Origin of the sequence: uncultured Caldilinea sp., assembly GCF_937128415.1 — a bacterium.
GTDB lineage: Bacteria > Chloroflexota > Anaerolineae > Caldilineales > Caldilineaceae > Caldilinea.
This window is the reverse complement of sequence record NZ_CAKZMJ010000010.1, coordinates 1-17,380: the sequence shown is the minus strand read 5'-3', so window position 1 is coordinate 17,380 and position 17,380 is coordinate 1. Positions and strand designations below refer to the sequence as shown.

At 61.6% G+C, this 17,380-nt stretch carries 11 protein-coding genes; 7 read left to right on the top strand and 4 right to left on the bottom strand.

The features are described from left to right. Positions 1 to 111 precede the first annotated feature (111 nt). The 4 genes from Q0367_RS01565 to fabF form a co-directional block, all read right to left on the bottom strand. The gene (locus Q0367_RS01565) at positions 112 to 492 is read right to left on the bottom strand and encodes a VOC family protein (RefSeq protein ID WP_297635059.1); all 381 of its coding nucleotides are present in this window, start codon (positions 490 to 492) and stop codon (positions 112 to 114) included. Positions 493 to 592: 100 nt separating this feature from the next. Then, a complete protein-coding gene (ppgK, locus tag Q0367_RS01560; protein ID WP_297635073.1) occupies positions 593 to 1,348 on the bottom strand; it encodes a polyphosphate--glucose phosphotransferase in 756 nt (251 codons plus the stop codon). Between the two features lie 210 nt (positions 1,349 to 1,558). After that, complete coding sequence (locus Q0367_RS01555) at positions 1,559 to 2,152, bottom strand: hypothetical protein (protein ID WP_297635079.1); 594 nt, start codon at positions 2,150 to 2,152, stop codon at positions 1,559 to 1,561. 633 nt (positions 2,153 to 2,785) lie between these two features. Beyond that, the gene (gene fabF / locus Q0367_RS01550) at positions 2,786 to 4,021 is read right to left on the bottom strand and encodes a beta-ketoacyl-ACP synthase II (protein WP_298980703.1); all 1,236 of its coding nucleotides are present in this window, start codon (positions 4,019 to 4,021) and stop codon (positions 2,786 to 2,788) included. A gap of 414 nt (positions 4,022 to 4,435) precedes the next feature. On the opposite strand from fabF, the gene Q0367_RS01545 reads away from it, so the two are divergent. From Q0367_RS01545 to smc, 7 genes are all read left to right on the top strand, one after another. After that, positions 4,436 to 7,996, top strand: coding sequence for a RecQ family ATP-dependent DNA helicase (locus Q0367_RS01545; protein ID WP_297635085.1), 3,561 nt, complete (start codon positions 4,436 to 4,438; stop codon positions 7,994 to 7,996). An 86-nt stretch (positions 7,997 to 8,082) separates the two neighbouring features. Then, the gene (gene cysK, locus Q0367_RS01540) at positions 8,083 to 9,015 is read left to right on the top strand and encodes a cysteine synthase A (RefSeq protein ID WP_298980702.1); all 933 of its coding nucleotides are present in this window, start codon (positions 8,083 to 8,085) and stop codon (positions 9,013 to 9,015) included. A gap of 374 nt (positions 9,016 to 9,389) precedes the next feature. Further along, positions 9,390 to 10,232, top strand: a complete 843-nt coding sequence (locus Q0367_RS01535; RefSeq protein ID WP_297635091.1) for a ubiquinol-cytochrome c reductase iron-sulfur subunit — start codon at positions 9,390 to 9,392, stop codon at positions 10,230 to 10,232. A gap of 54 nt (positions 10,233 to 10,286) precedes the next feature. Next, the gene (locus Q0367_RS01530; RefSeq protein WP_297635094.1) at positions 10,287 to 11,900 is read left to right on the top strand and encodes a cytochrome b N-terminal domain-containing protein; all 1,614 of its coding nucleotides are present in this window, start codon (positions 10,287 to 10,289) and stop codon (positions 11,898 to 11,900) included. A gap of 9 nt (positions 11,901 to 11,909) precedes the next feature. Then, complete coding sequence (locus Q0367_RS01525; protein WP_297635097.1) at positions 11,910 to 12,803, top strand: cytochrome c; 894 nt, start codon at positions 11,910 to 11,912, stop codon at positions 12,801 to 12,803. Positions 12,804 to 12,902: 99 nt separating this feature from the next. Continuing rightward, positions 12,903 to 13,619: a hypothetical protein gene (locus Q0367_RS01520; RefSeq protein WP_297635100.1), complete on the top strand. Its 717-nt coding sequence runs from the start codon at positions 12,903 to 12,905 to the stop codon at positions 13,617 to 13,619. A 120-nt stretch (positions 13,620 to 13,739) separates the two neighbouring features. Then, positions 13,740 to 17,380: chromosome segregation protein SMC (smc, locus tag Q0367_RS01515; protein WP_298980701.1), on the top strand; the 3,641-nt coding region annotated here is incomplete at its 3' end.

Below are 17,380 nucleotides of genomic sequence, written 5' to 3'. Positions count from 1 at the left end.
GCGCTGTATGTTCCTGACCCAAAGGCGGCGTAAGCATATCACGAGGTCTTGATGTTGTCAACTCGCTCAAAAACGGAAAAAAAACGGATGACCGCAAAGCGGTAGCGTTCATCAGCCTGGTTTGTGAGGCCAGGCCGGATCGTGAAAGCGTTGAATCTCTAACAAATACCCATTCGGGTCGCGGAGAAAGCAATGGTAAATGTTATAGAGAGGATTGAACGTTGGCGCCTTCTCGAAAGGAACGCCGCGCGCCGACAGCCGCTCATACCAGCCATCCACATCTTGTGTGACGAAGGTGACGATCACGCCTGAGGGCGTTGCACCCTCTCGTTTGCAAAAGCCGAGAAAGCCATCTGCACTGACTTGATAGATGCGACAGGCCCCCTGATCGAGCGCCAGCGGCAACCCGAGGAGAGCCTCGTAAAAATGAGAGGTGGCGGCCAGGTCCGCCGTGTAGAGAAAGGTGACTTGTTGCGCGAAGGGCGTCGTCATCGTCGCTTGATTTGCTCAATTCGCTCGATCAATTGCCAGGTCTACTGCGCAACTTCTATATATTTGCGCCTATTTGCACCATTTACCTAATTTGCACCATTTAGTGGAGAACCAATTGCTGGCGAGCCATCATCGCTGCGCCGACGATCCCGGCGTCATTCAATAATTGCGCCGGGACGATCCGGGCGCGACGCTGGAGATAGGGTGCGAATTTATCAAATTTCTTGCTGACGCCCCCGCCGATGATGAACACATCCGGCGAAAAGAGCAGTTCCATCAACTTCAAGTAAGCATCAACGCGCTTCGCCCATGCAGGCCATTTCAAGTCTAGCTCTTTGCGGACTTTATCCGAGCAATAATGTTCTGCATCCATCCCTTTCAGCGGCATCGGCACATGGCCGAATTCGGTGTTGGGCAGCAGTTTGCCGTCGTGAAAGATCGCGCTGCCGATGCCGGTGCCAAAGGTCAACAAAATCACGATCCCTTGCTGAAATTCGCGCCCTGCGCCGAAGGTCATTTCGGCGACGCCGGCGGCGTCTGCATCGTTGAGGACATACACGGGCAATCCCGTAGCCTCTGTGAAAATCTGCTGCGCAGGCGCGCCGATCCATCCTGGATCGACATTGGCCGCAGAAAGCGTGACGCCATGCTGCACGATGGCGGGAAAGGTCACGCCGACCGGCCCGCGATAGTTGAAATGGCGCACAATCTTGACAACGACCTCCGCCACAGCCGCCGGTGTTGAGGGTTTGGGCGTTTCGATGCGATGACGTTCGCCGATCAATTCGCCGCTTTCGACGTCCACCAACCGTCCTTTGATGCCGCTGCCCCCGATGTCGATTCCAAGAATTTGCATGACTGCACCTCTATAAGAGTCGTTAAAGCATTTGGCTGTCAGTGTACACAGTTCTGCGGTTACGGACAAGTGAGGAGAGATGGAGCGCGGGCTAAACGAAGGGAAGAGCGCTCAACATCGAAAGCGGCGGGGCGCATCTCCCGCCGCTTTCGATCGCCGGTGTAACAGGCCGCCTGTGTCAGACAGCCCTTTCTGAAGGAACGGGTGAACTTACGAATTGGCGTCCGGCGTCGGCGCTGGCGCCGGATAGCCCGGCATCATGCCTCGGAAGTGGAAGCCGCGTCCTCCACGACCGCCGTGGAAGCCCTCGCCGAACATGCCGCGGCCCCGGAAGGCGCCCGGCCCCCACTGGCTCTGCGCATTGCGCAACAGATCCGCCTGCTCCTGCGTGATGGCGCCCGCCTTCACCGCCGCGTTCAGCGCGTCCTCAAAGCTCTGCTGCGCCTGACCGGCCAGGTATTGCATGAAGGCGTGGCGCGCTTTCAGCAGATCGGCCTGTTCTTGCGTCAGGTAGCCATCTTCGACCGCCTTGTCGATCATGGCGTTGTGCGCCTTCAGCTGTGCAGCCTGCAGCTCCTCCACGGTGATGCCCAGCGCTTCAGCCAGAAACTGTTGATACTGGCCGGCGTTTGCCCACTTCCAGCCGAAGCGCATGCCTCCCCACGGGAGCGTCGGCGCCGGTTGTTCCCCATCGTCGCTTTGGGCGAAGGTCGCCTGCGGGAAGAGTGCAACGGCGCCAAGCACCATCGCTCCCACCAGAAGACCGGCCATCAGCCACTGTTTCCAGGATTTTGCACCATTCATACGAAACCTCCGTTTAATCTAGACTCGATTGTTTTGCTGAGCCTTTCAGGCTGGCTCACCTTTATGATGCACCAAAACTGCAAAGAAGGTTTGGGAAAAATGTAAGAAGGCTGTAAAAGCATTGCGACTTGTAACCAGAAATGCCTCCTCTGCAAATATAACGTCACACAACTGGCTCAACTTCCAGGCAACTCCATGATGTTTTTCATAAATGCTCTGGCGATGACGGTAGGTGCGGCTGGAGCCGCCCCTCATTGCCAGATAATTTTGTTAAAAATCTGAAGTCTCCTGAAACCAGAGCCAACTGGGTGCGGTGAGGTTGCCTTCCGGCAAGCCGGCTGGAAGGTCGCATTCTGAGAGAAACTTTCACTCAGCTGGGAGCTCCTATCAGAATCTATCAAGGAGCTCAGCAATCAAGTTTGTGAAGAGAAGAGGAGAAAACAACGAAGAAACACGAAGCCCGGTCGTGCGACTTCGTGTTTCTTCACATTGCTTCGTGGAATCCACTTCAGTGGGGGCAATCAGCAGGGCCGATCGCGCAGGATGTGCTTCGTCTCTTCGGAGTGAGCGCTCTCGTTGCGCGCCGTCTCTTTGAGCTGAACGACCAACCCTTTATGGCAAGCATCCACTCGCTCATTCATCCACCCGACCGAACACCGCCACGACATTCTGTCCGCCGAACCCAAACGCGTTGACGATGGCGTAGCGCGCGTCCACCTTTTCCGGCTGGTTGCCGACGATGTGCAGATCGATCTGCGGGTCGGGCGTGTAGTTAATAGTGGGCGGGACGATCCCCTCGCGCAGCGCGTAGACGGCGGCCACGACGGACTCTGCCCCCGCTGCGCCCAACGCATGGCCGACCATGCTTTTGATGCTCGTGATCTTCAGGTTGTAGGCCGCTTCGCCAAAGGCGCGCTTGAGCGCCAGGGTTTCGCTGATGTCGTTGAGCAGCGTGCCGGTGCCATGCGCGAGCACCACGTCGATATCCTCCGGTTGGAGCTTCGCCATCTGCAGCGCGCCGCGCAACGCGCGCGCAGCGCCTGCTCCCTCTGGGTCCGGCGCAGTGATGTGGTAGGCGTCGGCCGTCAGCTTGCCGCCCAACACTTCGGCGTAAATTCTGGCCCCGCGCGCCCGTGCGTGCTCTTCGGTCTCCAGGATGACGGCGGCCGCACCTTCTCCCGCGACGAAGCCGTCGCGATCGACGGAGAAAGGCCGACAGGCGCGCTCCGGGTCATCCGTGCGGCTGGAGAGCGGCCCCATGCGCCCGAAGGCCGCCATCGTCAGCAGCGACACCAGGGATTCGGCGCCGCCGGCGATGATGACGTCCGCCTCGCCGCGCTGGAGAAAATGATAGCCCTCCAGGATCGAATAGTGGCCGCTGGCGCAGGCGGCCGTGCTGGTCATGACAGGGCCTTTGGCGCCCACCTCGATCGAGACGATGCACGAGACGGCGTTGGCCATCGCGCTGGGCACCACAAAGGGGCCGACCGAGCGCCAGCCCTTGCGCACCACCTCCAGCGCAGCCGCTTCGATCTCGGTGATGCCGCCGCCGCCGGTGGCCATCAGCACGCCGACGCGTTCGCCGTTGTTCGCATCGATCGTCAACCCGGCGTCCTCGAGCGCCTGCCGCGCCACCGCCACGGCGAATTGGGAAGAACGATGAATGCGCCGCGCCGTCTTGCGATCCATATACTGCCCGGGGTCGAAGTCCTTCACTTCGCATGCAATGTTGTAGGGCAGATCGCCGGTGTCAAAGGAGGTGATGCGACCCGCGCCGGACTTGCCGGCCAGCAAATTCCGCCAGAAGGTGGGAGCGTCGTTGCCGATCGGAGTGACCGCGCCCATGCCGGTGATAAAAACTCTTGTCATCGGATTGACTCGCTTTCTATGGGTTTGGCGCCAGGATGCAACTTGTCCGGCTGTGAAAATGGGCGCAGATGGCGCGCCCATTTTCGCTTCGATCAAAATGAATGGATATCGATCATAATCAAATCACATATTACAATGTCGCCCGGCAAAACACCCTTGCGTGACTGTAGCTTATGGAGAAATTGTGCGCTCGTGTACAGGACTTTACGATTTGCAACAGTGCGCTGGTTCAGGTAGCCATCGCCCATCCATGTGACGCGCTGGAGAGCCTGTGGGCATGCGTTTTCGGTGAAGGCGAATTCTTTCTATCAGTTGCTTTGAATTATACTGATAGCCTGCAAAGAGCGCCAAACTTCCCGGTGGCGACAACGATTCCGTTGCGGCGGGCGACAGTTTGATTGACCTTAAAGGCATATGGTTGAATCTGAAATCCAAATCGCCGCTCATCTTTCCCTCACCCCTGAAACCTTCGCCCGCCTGCCGGCGGAACTGTACGAATGTTTGCTCACTTATCTTCAACGATGGGGAAGTCCTTCAGAGCAAATCAAAGCCGCCGAGCAACTGTTGGCGGTGAACGGCGTCCGCCTCCCTCTGCTCGACTACCTCGCACAAGCCTATCTCGCAGCAGGGCAACCGGAAAAGGCGCTCACCGTGATCGAGCGACGCCAACGTCGCAACGCCACCTTCGTCTCCCAGTCGCTGGAAGCAAAAGCGCTGTTGTTGGTGGGGAGGCGCGACGCCGCTCGTCAGACTGCCCAAGAGTTGGTCAGAACGCATCCGACCAACTCCGCCGCCATCCTCGCCGCTGCGAAGGTTCTGTTGGAAAGCGGCGACGGCGAGCTTGCACTGTCTCTTGTGGAGACCTATCGGCAGCGCAAGCCTTATGACCTTGCTGCGCTTCTGATGGGAGCGGAAATTGCGCTGGCGCTCGGACAACGCGACCTCGCCGATGCTCAGCTTCAGCGTCTCGGCGGCGGCGTTCCGGTCGATGTGGAAGTCGAACACCTTGTCCAGATGGAGCGCCTGGCCACCGCCTTGGGAAAACTCGAAACGGCGAACGCCGTGCGGCTCGAGCTGCAACGCCGGCGTCAGCAAGATCTCATCGCCTTGCAAGAGCGCCTGGCGCCCTTCCTTCAAGGCGCAGATCTGTTGACCAGAGATCCGGAGTCATTCTACGAGCACTACACCGGCCTCGACGCGGTGCAACTGACGCCTGAAGAGCGCAGGCGCGTCGAGCTCGAGGCGCTGCGTCACTTTGGCTTCGAGCGGTTGCGCAAAGGGCAGGCCGAGGCGATTGCCCTGGCGTTGCTGCGCAACCGCTCTGTGTTGATGGTCATGCCGACGGGAGGAGGCAAATCCCTCTGTTATCAGCTGCCGGCGCTGGTCAGCCCTCATGTCACGCTGGTCATCAGCCCGCTGATAGCCCTGATGAAAGACCAGGTGGAAGGGTTGCCCCATGCGGCGCGGCCTCTCGCCGTCTTTATCAACAGCACGCTCAGCGACGCAGAGGTGGCGGAGCGCATGGAGCGCATTGTGCAAGGAAAATACAAACTGGTCTATGCGGCGCCGGAACGCCTACGCCAGCGCGCCTTTTTACACGTCCTGCGCCGTGCAGGGGTCGATCTCTTCGTCATCGATGAAGCGCATTGCGTCAGCATGTGGGGGCATGATTTTCGCCCAGACTATCTTTTCATCCGCGAGGCGCGGCGAGCGCTGGGGGCGCCACGCGCGCTGGCGATGACCGCCACCGCCCCCCCGCGCATTCGCGACGAGATTATCGAAATGATCGGAGACGGCGAAGAGGACTCCCACGCCGGCGCACACGCAACGCGTCCGCACGTCATTGCGCTCGACATCTTTCGGCCCAATCTCCATCTCTGCGCCTTGCAATTCCAGAATGAAGAGGAGAAGCTGGCGGCGTTGGTGAGCTACGTGCGCAACGCCGAAGGGAGCGGGATCGTTTACGTCAACAGTCGGAGCCGCGCCGAAGCAATTGCGCTCGCCTTGCAGCGCGCAGGCGTGCGCGCCGAAGCCTACCACGCCGGTCTGGTCGAGCGCGGGCCGGTGCAAGATCGCTTCATGCGCAACCAAACGCGCGTCGTGGTCGCCACCATCGCCTTCGGCATGGGCATCGACAAGCCCGACATCCGCTTCATCGTGCACTTTCATCCCTCCCGCAGCCTCGACGCCTACTACCAGGAGGTGGGTCGAGCCGGCCGCGATGGTCAGCTTAGCCAGGGCATTCTATTTTATAGCAACAACGACTGGGCGAACCTGCGGCGCTGGGCGCGCGCCGAACAATATACGGTTGACTTCTTGCATCGCGTGTACGCCGCCGTCGCTGCGCAACTTCAAGGGCAAGCGTCCCTCGATGATCGACCAGAAGAAGCAGGAAGGAACGCCGACGCAACTTCTCCATCCAATGCACAGACGCTCTCCGGCGCGGTCGATCTGCGGCGCCTCCAGCAAGTGCTCGACAGCGATGAGACCACCTTGCGCGTGGCCGTCAGTATGCTGGAGCGCGCAGGCTTGCTGCGCCGCGGCTTTGACCTGCCTCGCGAAGTCACGATCGGTGTTCCCAGACATTTCAATCGCAAGGCGCTGGAAGAGCGCCCCATTGCGCGTTTGTTCAAAGGGCTGCAGCTCGGCCCCGAACAATCGGCCACCTTTGCGCTGTCTGACATTGCACGATTCATGCGCTGGCGCCTTGAAGAGACCGAAGTGCGGCTGCTCGAATGGCAGGATCGCGGCCTGTTTGCGCTGCGCTTCGCTCGCCGCGCCATGCACATCGAGATGCCGCCTGAGCCCGAAGATCTATATCAACGCCTGGACGCTCTACTTGCGCAATCAGAGGCCGTGGCGCTGCGACGCATCGACGACATGATCGGTTACGCCACAACAGAGAGCTGTCGTCATGGCTACATCAGCGCCTACTTCGGCAGCCCGCCGCGTATGCGTTGCAGCGTCTGCGACAACTGCACTGGCGTCCGTCCGGCCATCGAATTGCCGGAACGCCTCGAGCATCTGGTTCCGGATGACGTCGACATCGAGCCGATGATTATCGACTGTCTGATGAGCCTGCCCAAGCCGGTCGGGCGCAGCGGGCTGGCGCGCATCCTGGCCGGGTCGCTGCGGGCGCCCTTCAAGCCCGATCAGGCGCGCCATCACGGCGCGCTCAAAGCATTAGGAGAGGCAGCCGCGTTGGCGTACATCGACGACCTGATCGAGCAGAATCGCCTGCGTCAATACAGTCGCCAGGATTATCTCGTGCTGGCGCCGACGCTGCGCGGTCGCATCGAAGCGGAGGCGTGGCTGGCCGAACATCCTGAGCTGGCGCGCTATGGTGAGGCGTCTCTCACAGCGGAAGAACCTGAGCCGACGCCGACGGAGGACGCCGATCATTACACCGCCTTGCAGAAGGCGCTCTGGTCGTGGCGGCGTCGACTGGCCGAGCAGTTGGGACAGCCGCCGTATGTCGTCATGCGCAATGAGCTCATGCTGCAAATCGCAGAGACGCGGCCGCAGACGCTTGAAGAACTGGCGGCGCTGCCCGGCATGGGCGCCCAGCGCTTGCAGCACTATGGAGAAACCATCCTCGACATCATCAAGCTCCATCCGCCTCAGCCGGGCGACGAAGAAAAACTGGCGGCGCAACGAGAGGCTCGGAGGAACGACGTCGCCGCTCGCGCCGTCGTTGCTCCTGATCGATCTTCCGGCGTCGTGGCGGCGCAGATGCAGAAACAGATTTATATGCGCCTCCAGGAGTTGCGTCAGAAGCTCGCCGTCAAAAAAGGCGTCAAACCCTATATGATTGCCAGCAACGCGCTGCTGAAGACCATTGCCCAACGCGCGCCGGCGACGCTCGCAGAGCTTGACGCGATCCTCGGCTTTCGCACCAGCGCCCTGGCGCCGGAGGCCGTCCAGATTTTAACGATGATCCAAGCGGTTCGCACACATTTGCAATCTAAAGAATAAAACCAACGCGATGACCAGGCGACCGCCTGAGACCATTTTTTCGCACCCAAACACAAACAATAACAAACGATAGAGGAACAGTGCACATGAAAATCGCCAACAACGTCACCGAATTGGTTGGGAAGACCCCCCTCGTCCGCATCAACCGCATCGCCGAGGGCGCCGTCGCCACGATCGCCGCCAAGCTGGAGTTCTTCAACCCGGCCGGCAGCGTGAAAGATCGCATCGGGCTGAGCATGATCGAGGCTGCGGAGAAGGCGGGGCTGATCGGCCCCGACACGATCATCCTGGAGCCGACGAGCGGCAACACAGGCATCGGCCTGGCCTTTGTGGCCGCGGCCAAAGGCTACAAATGCACGCTCGTCATGCCGGAAACGATGAGCATGGAGCGTCGCATTCTGCTGCGCGCCTACGGCGCCGAGCTGGCGTTGACGCCCGGCTCCGAAGGGATGAAGGGCGCCATTCGCAAGGCGGAGGAAATGGCCGCCGCCGACAGCCGCTATTTCATTCCACAACAATTCATGAATCCCGCCAACCCTGCCATTCATCGCGCCACCACGGCTGAAGAGATCTGGGCGGACACCGACGGTCAGGTCGACATTCTGGTGGCGGGCGTCGGCACCGGCGGCACCATCACCGGCGTGGCTGAAGTCATCAAGCCGCGCAAGCCTTCGTTCAAGGCGATCGCCGTGGAGCCGGCGGCTTCGCCTGTGCTCTCCGGCGGGCAACCTGGGCCGCACAAAATTCAAGGCATCGGCGCCGGTTTCATCCCTGCGGTGCTCAACACCTCCATCATCGACGAAGTAATCGCGGTGAGCAACGAAGACGCCTTCGCCATGGCGCGACGCGCCGCCGCCGAGGAAGGCTTGTTGGTCGGCATCTCCTCCGGCGCCATCCTGCACGCCGCCATTCAGGTGGCGAAGCGCGCGGAGAACGCCGGCAAACTGATCGTCGCCATCGTGCCCTCGAACGGCGAGCGCTACTTGAGCACCGAGCTTTTTGCCCACTTGCGAGGGTGAATGGCCGCGCAACTTTGATAAAACTTCTTGTGAAAAAAGGCGCAAACATTACACAAAAATAACGCAAATGTGGTATATTCTCGTTGCAAAGGCGTCGTCATTCGATCGAGCCAATGCCGGGTTGAATCCATGACGAGCCGATTTCAGCGCCGGAAATTTGTGATAATTTTGACAAGTGTTCGAGCGTATGCTATAGTCCACGCAAGTTGACGCCAGACATGGTGGAGACCCCCCTTTGCGCGGACCACTGCGATGGTCTCGAACGTAGTGCAAACAACGTAGTGCAAACAATGTAGCGAGCACATTGTAAGAACGCTTGTCAGAGCCACTGCCTGAATCACAAATGTGTGTGCTGAAAAGGAGGCTGCATCCCAATGGCAGATAAAGTTGCTGATCTGAGCGGCGATGATCGCGCAAAGCGCATCGCCGAGTTGAAGGCGAAGATGCAGGCGGCTGCGCAGAAGGCTAAGGCGGCCGCTGAACATGCGCCGGAGCAACCCGCAGCGCAGACCAAGCCTCAACCCGCTCCGACGGCGGAAGCGGTGCAGGAAGCGCCTCGCCAGGAGGTCGTCGCTGAAGCACTAGCAGTAAAAGAGGGCGCCCCCGCCGGGGGATCGCCGACAAATGGATCGAGCGGAAACGGCGCCGCTGCGAAGGCGGAGGTGCTCTCTGCGGAGAAAATTGCAGCACCTGCGCCGGCTTTCGTCGAGGAGTCGCCCGAGGAAAAAGCGCGCAAAGAAATGAACCGCCGCGAATTCCTGACTTACGCCTGGGGTGGCCTGCTCGGCCTCGTCACCCTGCAGTCTGCGGTGGGGCTGTTCTTCTTCATGATGCCGCGCTTTAAGGAGGGCGAATTCGGCGGCATCTTCCGCATGGGGCCGGAATCCGCTCTGCCTGCGACCGATGCTCCGCCCCAGCCTGAAACGACCGGTAAATTTTGGCTGGTCAATACAGCGGATCAAGGTCCGCTCGCCCTCTACATGGTGTGCACTCACCTGGGGTGTCTATACAAGTGGGAACAGGCGAACAACCGCTTTGAGTGCCCGTGTCACGGCTCAAAATTCACGCGAGAAGGCTACTACATTGAAGGGCCGGCTCCGCGTTCGCTCGACCGGTTCGAGGTCACGATTGAAGAGGGTGAAGTGCTGGTGAACACCGGGCGGCGCATCCTGGGTGCGCCGGCCGCCGAGTCGCCCGCCCGCGTGATTCCGGCGTAATCTTTATTCGGTTCTGGCAAACAGCTTGTTGCATTCACTGCGAGAAGGGGTCTTATGGCTGTACAACCGGAAATTGAAAAGAAAAGTATTCTGCAGACTGTGTTGGATGCTGCGGACGACGTGTTCACCCGCCTCACCGCCGGCATTCCCGCCGCCGAGGTGCGTCGCATGATCCGGGGAGAGCCGCCCGGGCGTCCCAATCCACGGTTGAAACCCCATTCAGAAGCTTTTCTGCTGCACATCAAACCGACGTACTATCACGAGAGCGTCACGCGCTTCACGCACACCTTCAGGCTGGGCCTGCTCTCCACGTACCTCTTTTTTGTGGAGACGATCACCGGTCTGATCCTGATGATCTGGTACGCGCCCACGCCCGAGCGCGCCTATGCAGACATGATTCGCCTGCTGAGCAACGTCCCCTTCGGACAGTTCATGCGCGACATGCACCGCCTGGGCGCAGAGCTGATGGTGGCGATCGTCACGCTGCACATGGTGAGAACCTATCTGACCGGCAGTTACAAAGCGCCAAGACAATTCACCTGGTTCACCGGCGTCATTCTGCTGGTCATCACCCTGTTCTTAAGTTTCTCCGGCTATCTGCTGCCCTGGGATCAGCTGGCCTTCTGGGCGGTGACGATCGGCACATCGATGGCGGAGGCGGTGCCGCCTGCGATCGTCGGCGAGACGGTCAACCTGCTGGCGCGCGGCGCGCCGGACATCGGCGCCAACGGCCTGTTGCGCTTCTATTTGCTGCATGTGCTCTTCCTGCCGTTGTTGCTCTTCCTCTTCTTCTTTGTGCACTACTATAAAGTCGTGCACTTCGGCATCAGCTTGCCTTCCAGCGAAGAAGAGGTGGGCCAGGACACGGCGAACAAAGTGCCGGCGGATCGCCGCGTCTATTTCCTGCCAGACGTGATGATCGATGAAGCCTCCTTCCTGATCGGCTTCACAGCCCTGATGGTGCTGGCAACCACCTTCTTCTTCTCGGCGCCGCTCGAGTCGATCGCCAATCCGCAGTCGACGCCGCTGCACACGGTGGCCCCCTGGTACTTCTACTGGCTGCAGGGGTTGCTCAAGATTGCCGACAAGACGATTGCAGGCGTGATTATCCCCGGCGTCCTTTTGGTCTTGCTGGCCGCCATTCCCTACCTGGACCGCAATCCCAGCCGCCGCGCCCGCGACCGCCGCGTGGCCATCATCAGCGGCATCGTCGCCGGCATCGTCATGATCATCCTGAGCTGGATGGGCACGCCCTACTACGCCGTGCAGGCCGCCCCCGCTGTGGAGGTGGTGCAGGAGCTGATGCCTGAAGAGGGCGCCGGCCTCGTAAGGGAGATCGGCTACAAACATCTGCCGCTGGGCGTCTATGACACGCGCGAACATCCGGTCACCGATGACCCGGAATTCAATGAAGTGCTGCATGAATTTGCGGCCGCCATCGCTCGTTACGAAGAGAAGGATCCAACCTTCAACAACGCCTACGGCATCCTCAAGATCACCCAGGAACAGCCGAACCTGAAGCGCATCACCTGGGAAATTTACTGGGTCAGCCCAGAAGGCGTCGAAGATCGCTTTATCAGAACATTCTTCCTGCACAAAGACTCTCTGTACTGGGAGCAATACGGGCTGAAGAACTTTAGCTTCCTCCGCCCGGCGACAGAGGAGTAAACCAGAGCCATGAAGCAACCATGGTATAGCTTTCTGTACGTTCGTTCGCCGATTGTAAAGATCAGCCTGGCGATTGCGTCTCTGCTGTTGATGATCGTCCTGTTTCTCTTCATGGGACTGATCGAAGAGCAGCGCATGGAGGCGCAGACCGCCAACTGGATCGGTCGGGAAATCGAAAAGGGCGCCGAGCTGTACGCCAACAACTGCTATAACTGCCACGGCGTCGACGGCAAGGGCTTGCCGGGTGTAGCGCCTGCGCTTCATAGCAAATATTTCTTCACCCAACGTCTCAAAGATATCGGCTGGACCGGCTCGCTGCACGACTACGTGGCGCTCACCGTGGCGGCGGGGCGCCCCTCCAAAGTGCAATCCCAGTGGGCCGTGATGATGCCCACCTGGAGTCAGCGCTATGGCGGCCCCTTCCGCGACGATCAGGTGCAGGCGGTGACAGCCTTCGTCTTAAATTGGGAAGAGGATGCGCTGAAACAAGGGACGCCCGACAACCCCGATCCATGGCAGCCCTTCCTCGATGCACCGTCCAAGGCGACGGCGGAAGAGGGCGCTGCGCCTGCTGCGGAAGTCACGCCAGAGCCCACCGGGCCAAGGCCGCCGCAGGAGCTGTTCGTCAGCATGGGGTGCGTAGGCTGTCACAACCTCGACCAGCCGCAAACGCCCACCAACCGCGGACCCGTCGGCCCCAACCTGGGCAACCTCCACGAGACGGCGGGCACCCATGGGATGGATGCTTTCACCTACGTGCACGACAGCATCGTCAACCCCAACGCCTACATCGTGGAAGGCTACACAGCCGGCATCATGCCGTCTAACTTCGCCGAGCGAATGAGCGAGGAGGAGATCAACGCCCTGGTCGAATGGTTGCTCGACCCCAACCGGCAGCGATGACGCCCATCGTCTTGTCCAGCAGATGGTGAACCTCGAATGGGGCGGCTGGTTGCCAGCCGCCCCATTCTTATGGATGCTTACGGGGCTATAAGGTCCGTTATGTCAAAAGAATATCAACTGACCCGTGATCCGTTTTTCTACCTGATGGCCGCGCTTTTCGCCCTCTTCACAACCGGGCTCTCTGCCATCCTCGGGCAGTTGCGCTTCATGCCGATCAGCCAGACGATCGTGTTGACCCTTTTCATGGCGCTGGCCCTGCGACGCCATGACCTGCGCGCGGCGCTCGCCGTAATTGCGCTCTGGTTGGCGACTTCGATGCTCGTGTTGATCCTTCTCACCCTGTTTGCGCCGGCCCAGATCGAACGCGCCTTCGCCGATGGCTTTTTGCATCGGGCGGCGTTTTCGGAATGGTACTTCGCCGGTTCTCCGCTGCCGGCGAGCTTTGCAGCGGCGCCGCTGGCGAAAACGCTCGAAGTGGTGGGGATCACGGTCGGTTCGCTTTTCACCGGCGGCCTCGTGGGCGTCTGGTCGCTGGTGCGGCTGGCGAACCTGACGGCCTTCAGCGCCGGTCACCTGCTCGGCGTGCTCGAAAGCCCGCTGTGGATTTTCGTGGCGCTGCCCATCTGGAGTATCCTGCAACTGGTCGGGGCGACCGGCCTGGTTGCGCTGTGCGCCGAGCCGATCCTGGTGGATCGCTTTGCGTTCGGGCGATGGCTGCAACGACGTCGCCGCGAGCTGCTCATCTTCGGCGCTATCTACGCAGTGGGGTTGGCGGCGGAAGCGGTGTTGCCCGCTTTCTGGCACTTTCACAGTTGAGGCCGCCTGCACCGGGAATAGACTCAACGCAAAGGAAGAGCGAAAAGACGGGCGTGCTCGGCGACATTTTCCTTGTTGTTGATGCTGTCAAGCGCAGCGCCTGCTAAGAAAACGACGCAAATGCGCATCAAACGAGTCGTCATCCAGGGTTTCAAAACCTTTGCGCGGCGCACCGAGTTCATCTTCGATCCCGGTGTGACCGCAGTGGTCGGGCCGAACGGCAGCGGCAAAAGCAACATCGTGGACGCCATCCGCTGGTGCCTGGGCGAGCAGAGCTTCAGTCTGCTGCGCTCGCGCAAGACCAGCGACGTGATCTTCTCCGGCAGCGACAAGAAATCGCGGCTCAACCTGGCCGAGGTGACGATCACGCTCGACAACAGCCAGGGCGAAGCGCCCCTCGACTACGCCGAAATCGAGATCACCCGCCGCGCCTATCGAGACGGCGACAACGAATACCTGCTCAACGGACAGCGCGTGCGCCTGCAGGACATTATCGACATCCTGGCGCCCACCGGCCTGGGCAAACGCACCTACTCCGTGATCGGCCAGGGGTTGATCGACCGCGCCCTGAGCATGGCGCCGGAGGAGCGTCGCTCGCTCTTCGAGGAAGCGGCCGGCATCAGCGGCTATCAGATCAAACGCGCCACCGCCGTGCGCCGACTGGAGGCCACGCAGCAGAATCTGACGCGCGTGCGCGATATTCTCGCCGAACTCAGCCCGCGATTGGGCTATCTGCGTCGGCAGGCCGAGCGCGCCCGCGAGCGCGAACAGATTGCCCGCGACCTGCAGGCGTTGCTGCGCGAATGGTACGGCTATCGCTGGCACGCGACGCTGCGCATGGTCGAGCAACATCACGCCGCCGAAGCGGCGCAGCGGCGCGAAGTCGCAGACCGCCAACAACAACTCGCCGCCATCGGCGCAGCCATTGCGCAACTGCGGCAGGCGCAAGGCGAAGCTCGCGCTCAACTCGCAACCCTCCACGCCGAGAGCAGCGAGCTTCACCGTCAGGCCGAGGCGACGGCCCGCGATCTGGCCGTCGCCCAGGAGCGGCTGCGCCAGCTGCAAGCGCGCAGCGAGGACGCCACCCGCGAGCTGGCGCCGCTCGATGTGCAACGGACGGCGCTGGCCGAACGGCTGGAGGAATTGCGCCGCAACGTGGAAAAGGCCGAAGACGAGGTGCGCAAACAAGCGCGCCTCGTGGAGGAGACGCAAAACGCCGTCGGGGTGCAACAAGAGGCGCGCAGTCGTCTCGCGGCGCAGCAGGAGACGCTGCGCCGCACGCTGACGCAACGACAGCGGCGCCGCGCCGAAATCGCCGGCCTTCTGGAACAGATCGCCGAACGCAGCGCTGCGCTCGAAGTCGAGCGCAGCCAACAGCAGCAGGCGCTCGTTGAGGCGCGCCGCGCCCAAGCGACGGCCGAAGCTGCGCTGGCCGAGGCGGAAAAAACGCTGCAGACGATCGAGCAGGAAGCGCACGCCCATCAATCTGAAATCGCTGTGCTCGAAGCGGAAATCTCGGCGCTGCAGCAGGAGCAACGCAACGCCGAAAACGCCCGCCAGGAAGCCGACCGCACTTTAGAGCGTCTGAAAACTCGCCAAGACCTGTTGCAGCGGCTTCAGCGCGAAGGCGCAGGCTATGCAGGGGGCGTGCGCGCCGTCTTACAGGCGCAGGCGAACGGCCGGCTGCGCGGCGTTTTGGGGACGGTCGCTGCGCAGCTGCGCGTGCCGCCTCACCTGGATAAAGCCATAGAAACCGCGCTGGGCGCCGCCCTGCAGAACGTCATCACCCAAAGCTGGGAGGACGCAGCCGCCGCCATCGAGCTGCTCAAGGAGCAGCGCAGCGGTCGCGCCACCTTTCTGCCGCTGGATCGACTGCATGTGCAACCGCCGATTCCGGCGCCCAAACGTTCCGGCATTCTGGGCCTCGCCCTCGAACTGGTGGACTACGCGCCGGCGGTCGAAGCTGCCATGCAGCAGTTGCTCAACCGCGTCTGGGTGGCGGAGACGCTCGCCGCCGCGCGCGCGGCGCTGGACGCATACAGAGGCAACGCGCGGCCGACCGTCGTAACGCTGGAAGGCGAGATCATTCGCCCGGGCGGCGCAGTGACCGGCGGCAGCGAAGGAGGTCGGGGGGACGACTCGCTGCTGGCGCGTGAGCGCGAGCTGCGCGAGCTGCCCGGTCAGATCGAGCGCGCCTCGGCTCTTCTACGAGAACGCGCAGAAGCGTGCAGCAAACTTGCAGGCGAAATCGAAACGAAACGCATCGAAATCACCCGACGACAACAGGCGCTCGCCGAGCTGGCGCGGCGAGAGCGTCAGCTGCGCGGGCAACTGGAAGAGCTGCGCCGGCAAGTGGACCGCAGCGTGCAGATGCAGCGCTGGCGCAGCGAGCAGATGGCGCAGGCCGACGCAGAATGGCAGACGCTGGTCGAACGCAGGGCTGCGCTGGACGCAGAGGCGACCGAGGTGGAGCGGCAGGAGCAGGAGAGCCTGCAGGCGCTCGGCGCACTGGAGGCGGAGCTGCAGGCGGCGGACGCCGATGCGCTGCTACAGGAGCTGGCCAATCGTCGCGCCGCCGAGGCCGAGGCGCAGGGGCACCTGCGCAGCCAGCAGGCGCTGCTCGAGTCGACGAGACGCACGTTGCAAGACGTTGAGCTCCAAATGCGCAACAAAGAGCAGCAGATCGCTGCGCTTAACGCCGAGATGGAGACGCTGCGCCGGCGGATCGAACTCTTGACGCGCACCGAAGAGACGCTCAGCGCCCAAATCGAGGCTCTGCAGCAACGCATTGCACCGGTGGAGCAAACGTTGCATCGCCTGGAGGCGCAACAGGCGGAGGAAGAACAGCGCGAACGCGCGCAGCAACAGGCGTTGCGTCAGGCGGAGAGCCACCTCAACCAGGCGCTTTTACAGTTGCAGCGCAGCGAAGACGCGCTACAACAGCTTCGCAGCGAGATCGAAGCCGATCTAGGGCTTGTCCTGCTGGAAGAAAGCGCCGACGTCGCCTATCAACCGCCGCTGCCGTGGGACGCCGTGGTGCAACAATTGCCGGTGGTCGAAAGTGCGCCGGAGTCGCTGGAGGCCGAGGTGCGCGAGATGCGCGCGCGGCTGGCGCGGCTGGGCGGCGTGAATCCCGAAGCCCCGCGCGAGTACGAGGAAGCGGCGGAACGCTTCGAGTTTCTTTCCACCCAGTCGCAGGACCTGGAGGCCGCCTCCGCCGACCTGCAGAAGGTGATCAGAGAGTTGGATGACCGCATGGAGATCGAGCTGCGGCGAACGTTCGAGGCGGTGGGCAAGGAGTTTACGCGCTTCTTTCAGCAGCTCTTCAACGGTGGAACCGCCCATCTGGAGCTGACCGAACCGGACAACATCAGCCAGAGCGGCGTGGAGATCATCGCCAGGCCGCCGGGAAAGCGGCCGCAAAGTCTGGCGCTGCTCTCCGGCGGCGAGCGGGCGCTGGCGGCCTGCGCCCTGATCTTCGCCATTCTGCGCGTCAGCCCGACGCCCTTCTGCGTGTTGGACGAAGTCGACGCCGCGCTCGATGAAGCCAACGTCGATCGCTTCCGCCTCACCGTGGAAGAGCTGAGCCGCGACACGCAGTTCATCATCGTGACGCACAACCGTCGCACCCTGGAAGGCGCCAATGCGATCTACGGGGTGACCATGGGCGCCGACGGCGTCAGCCGCGTCATCAGCCTGCGGTTGGAGGGCGACCGCATCGTGAAATCTGACGGGGCTTCCGATGCGGTCGATCTGCGCAC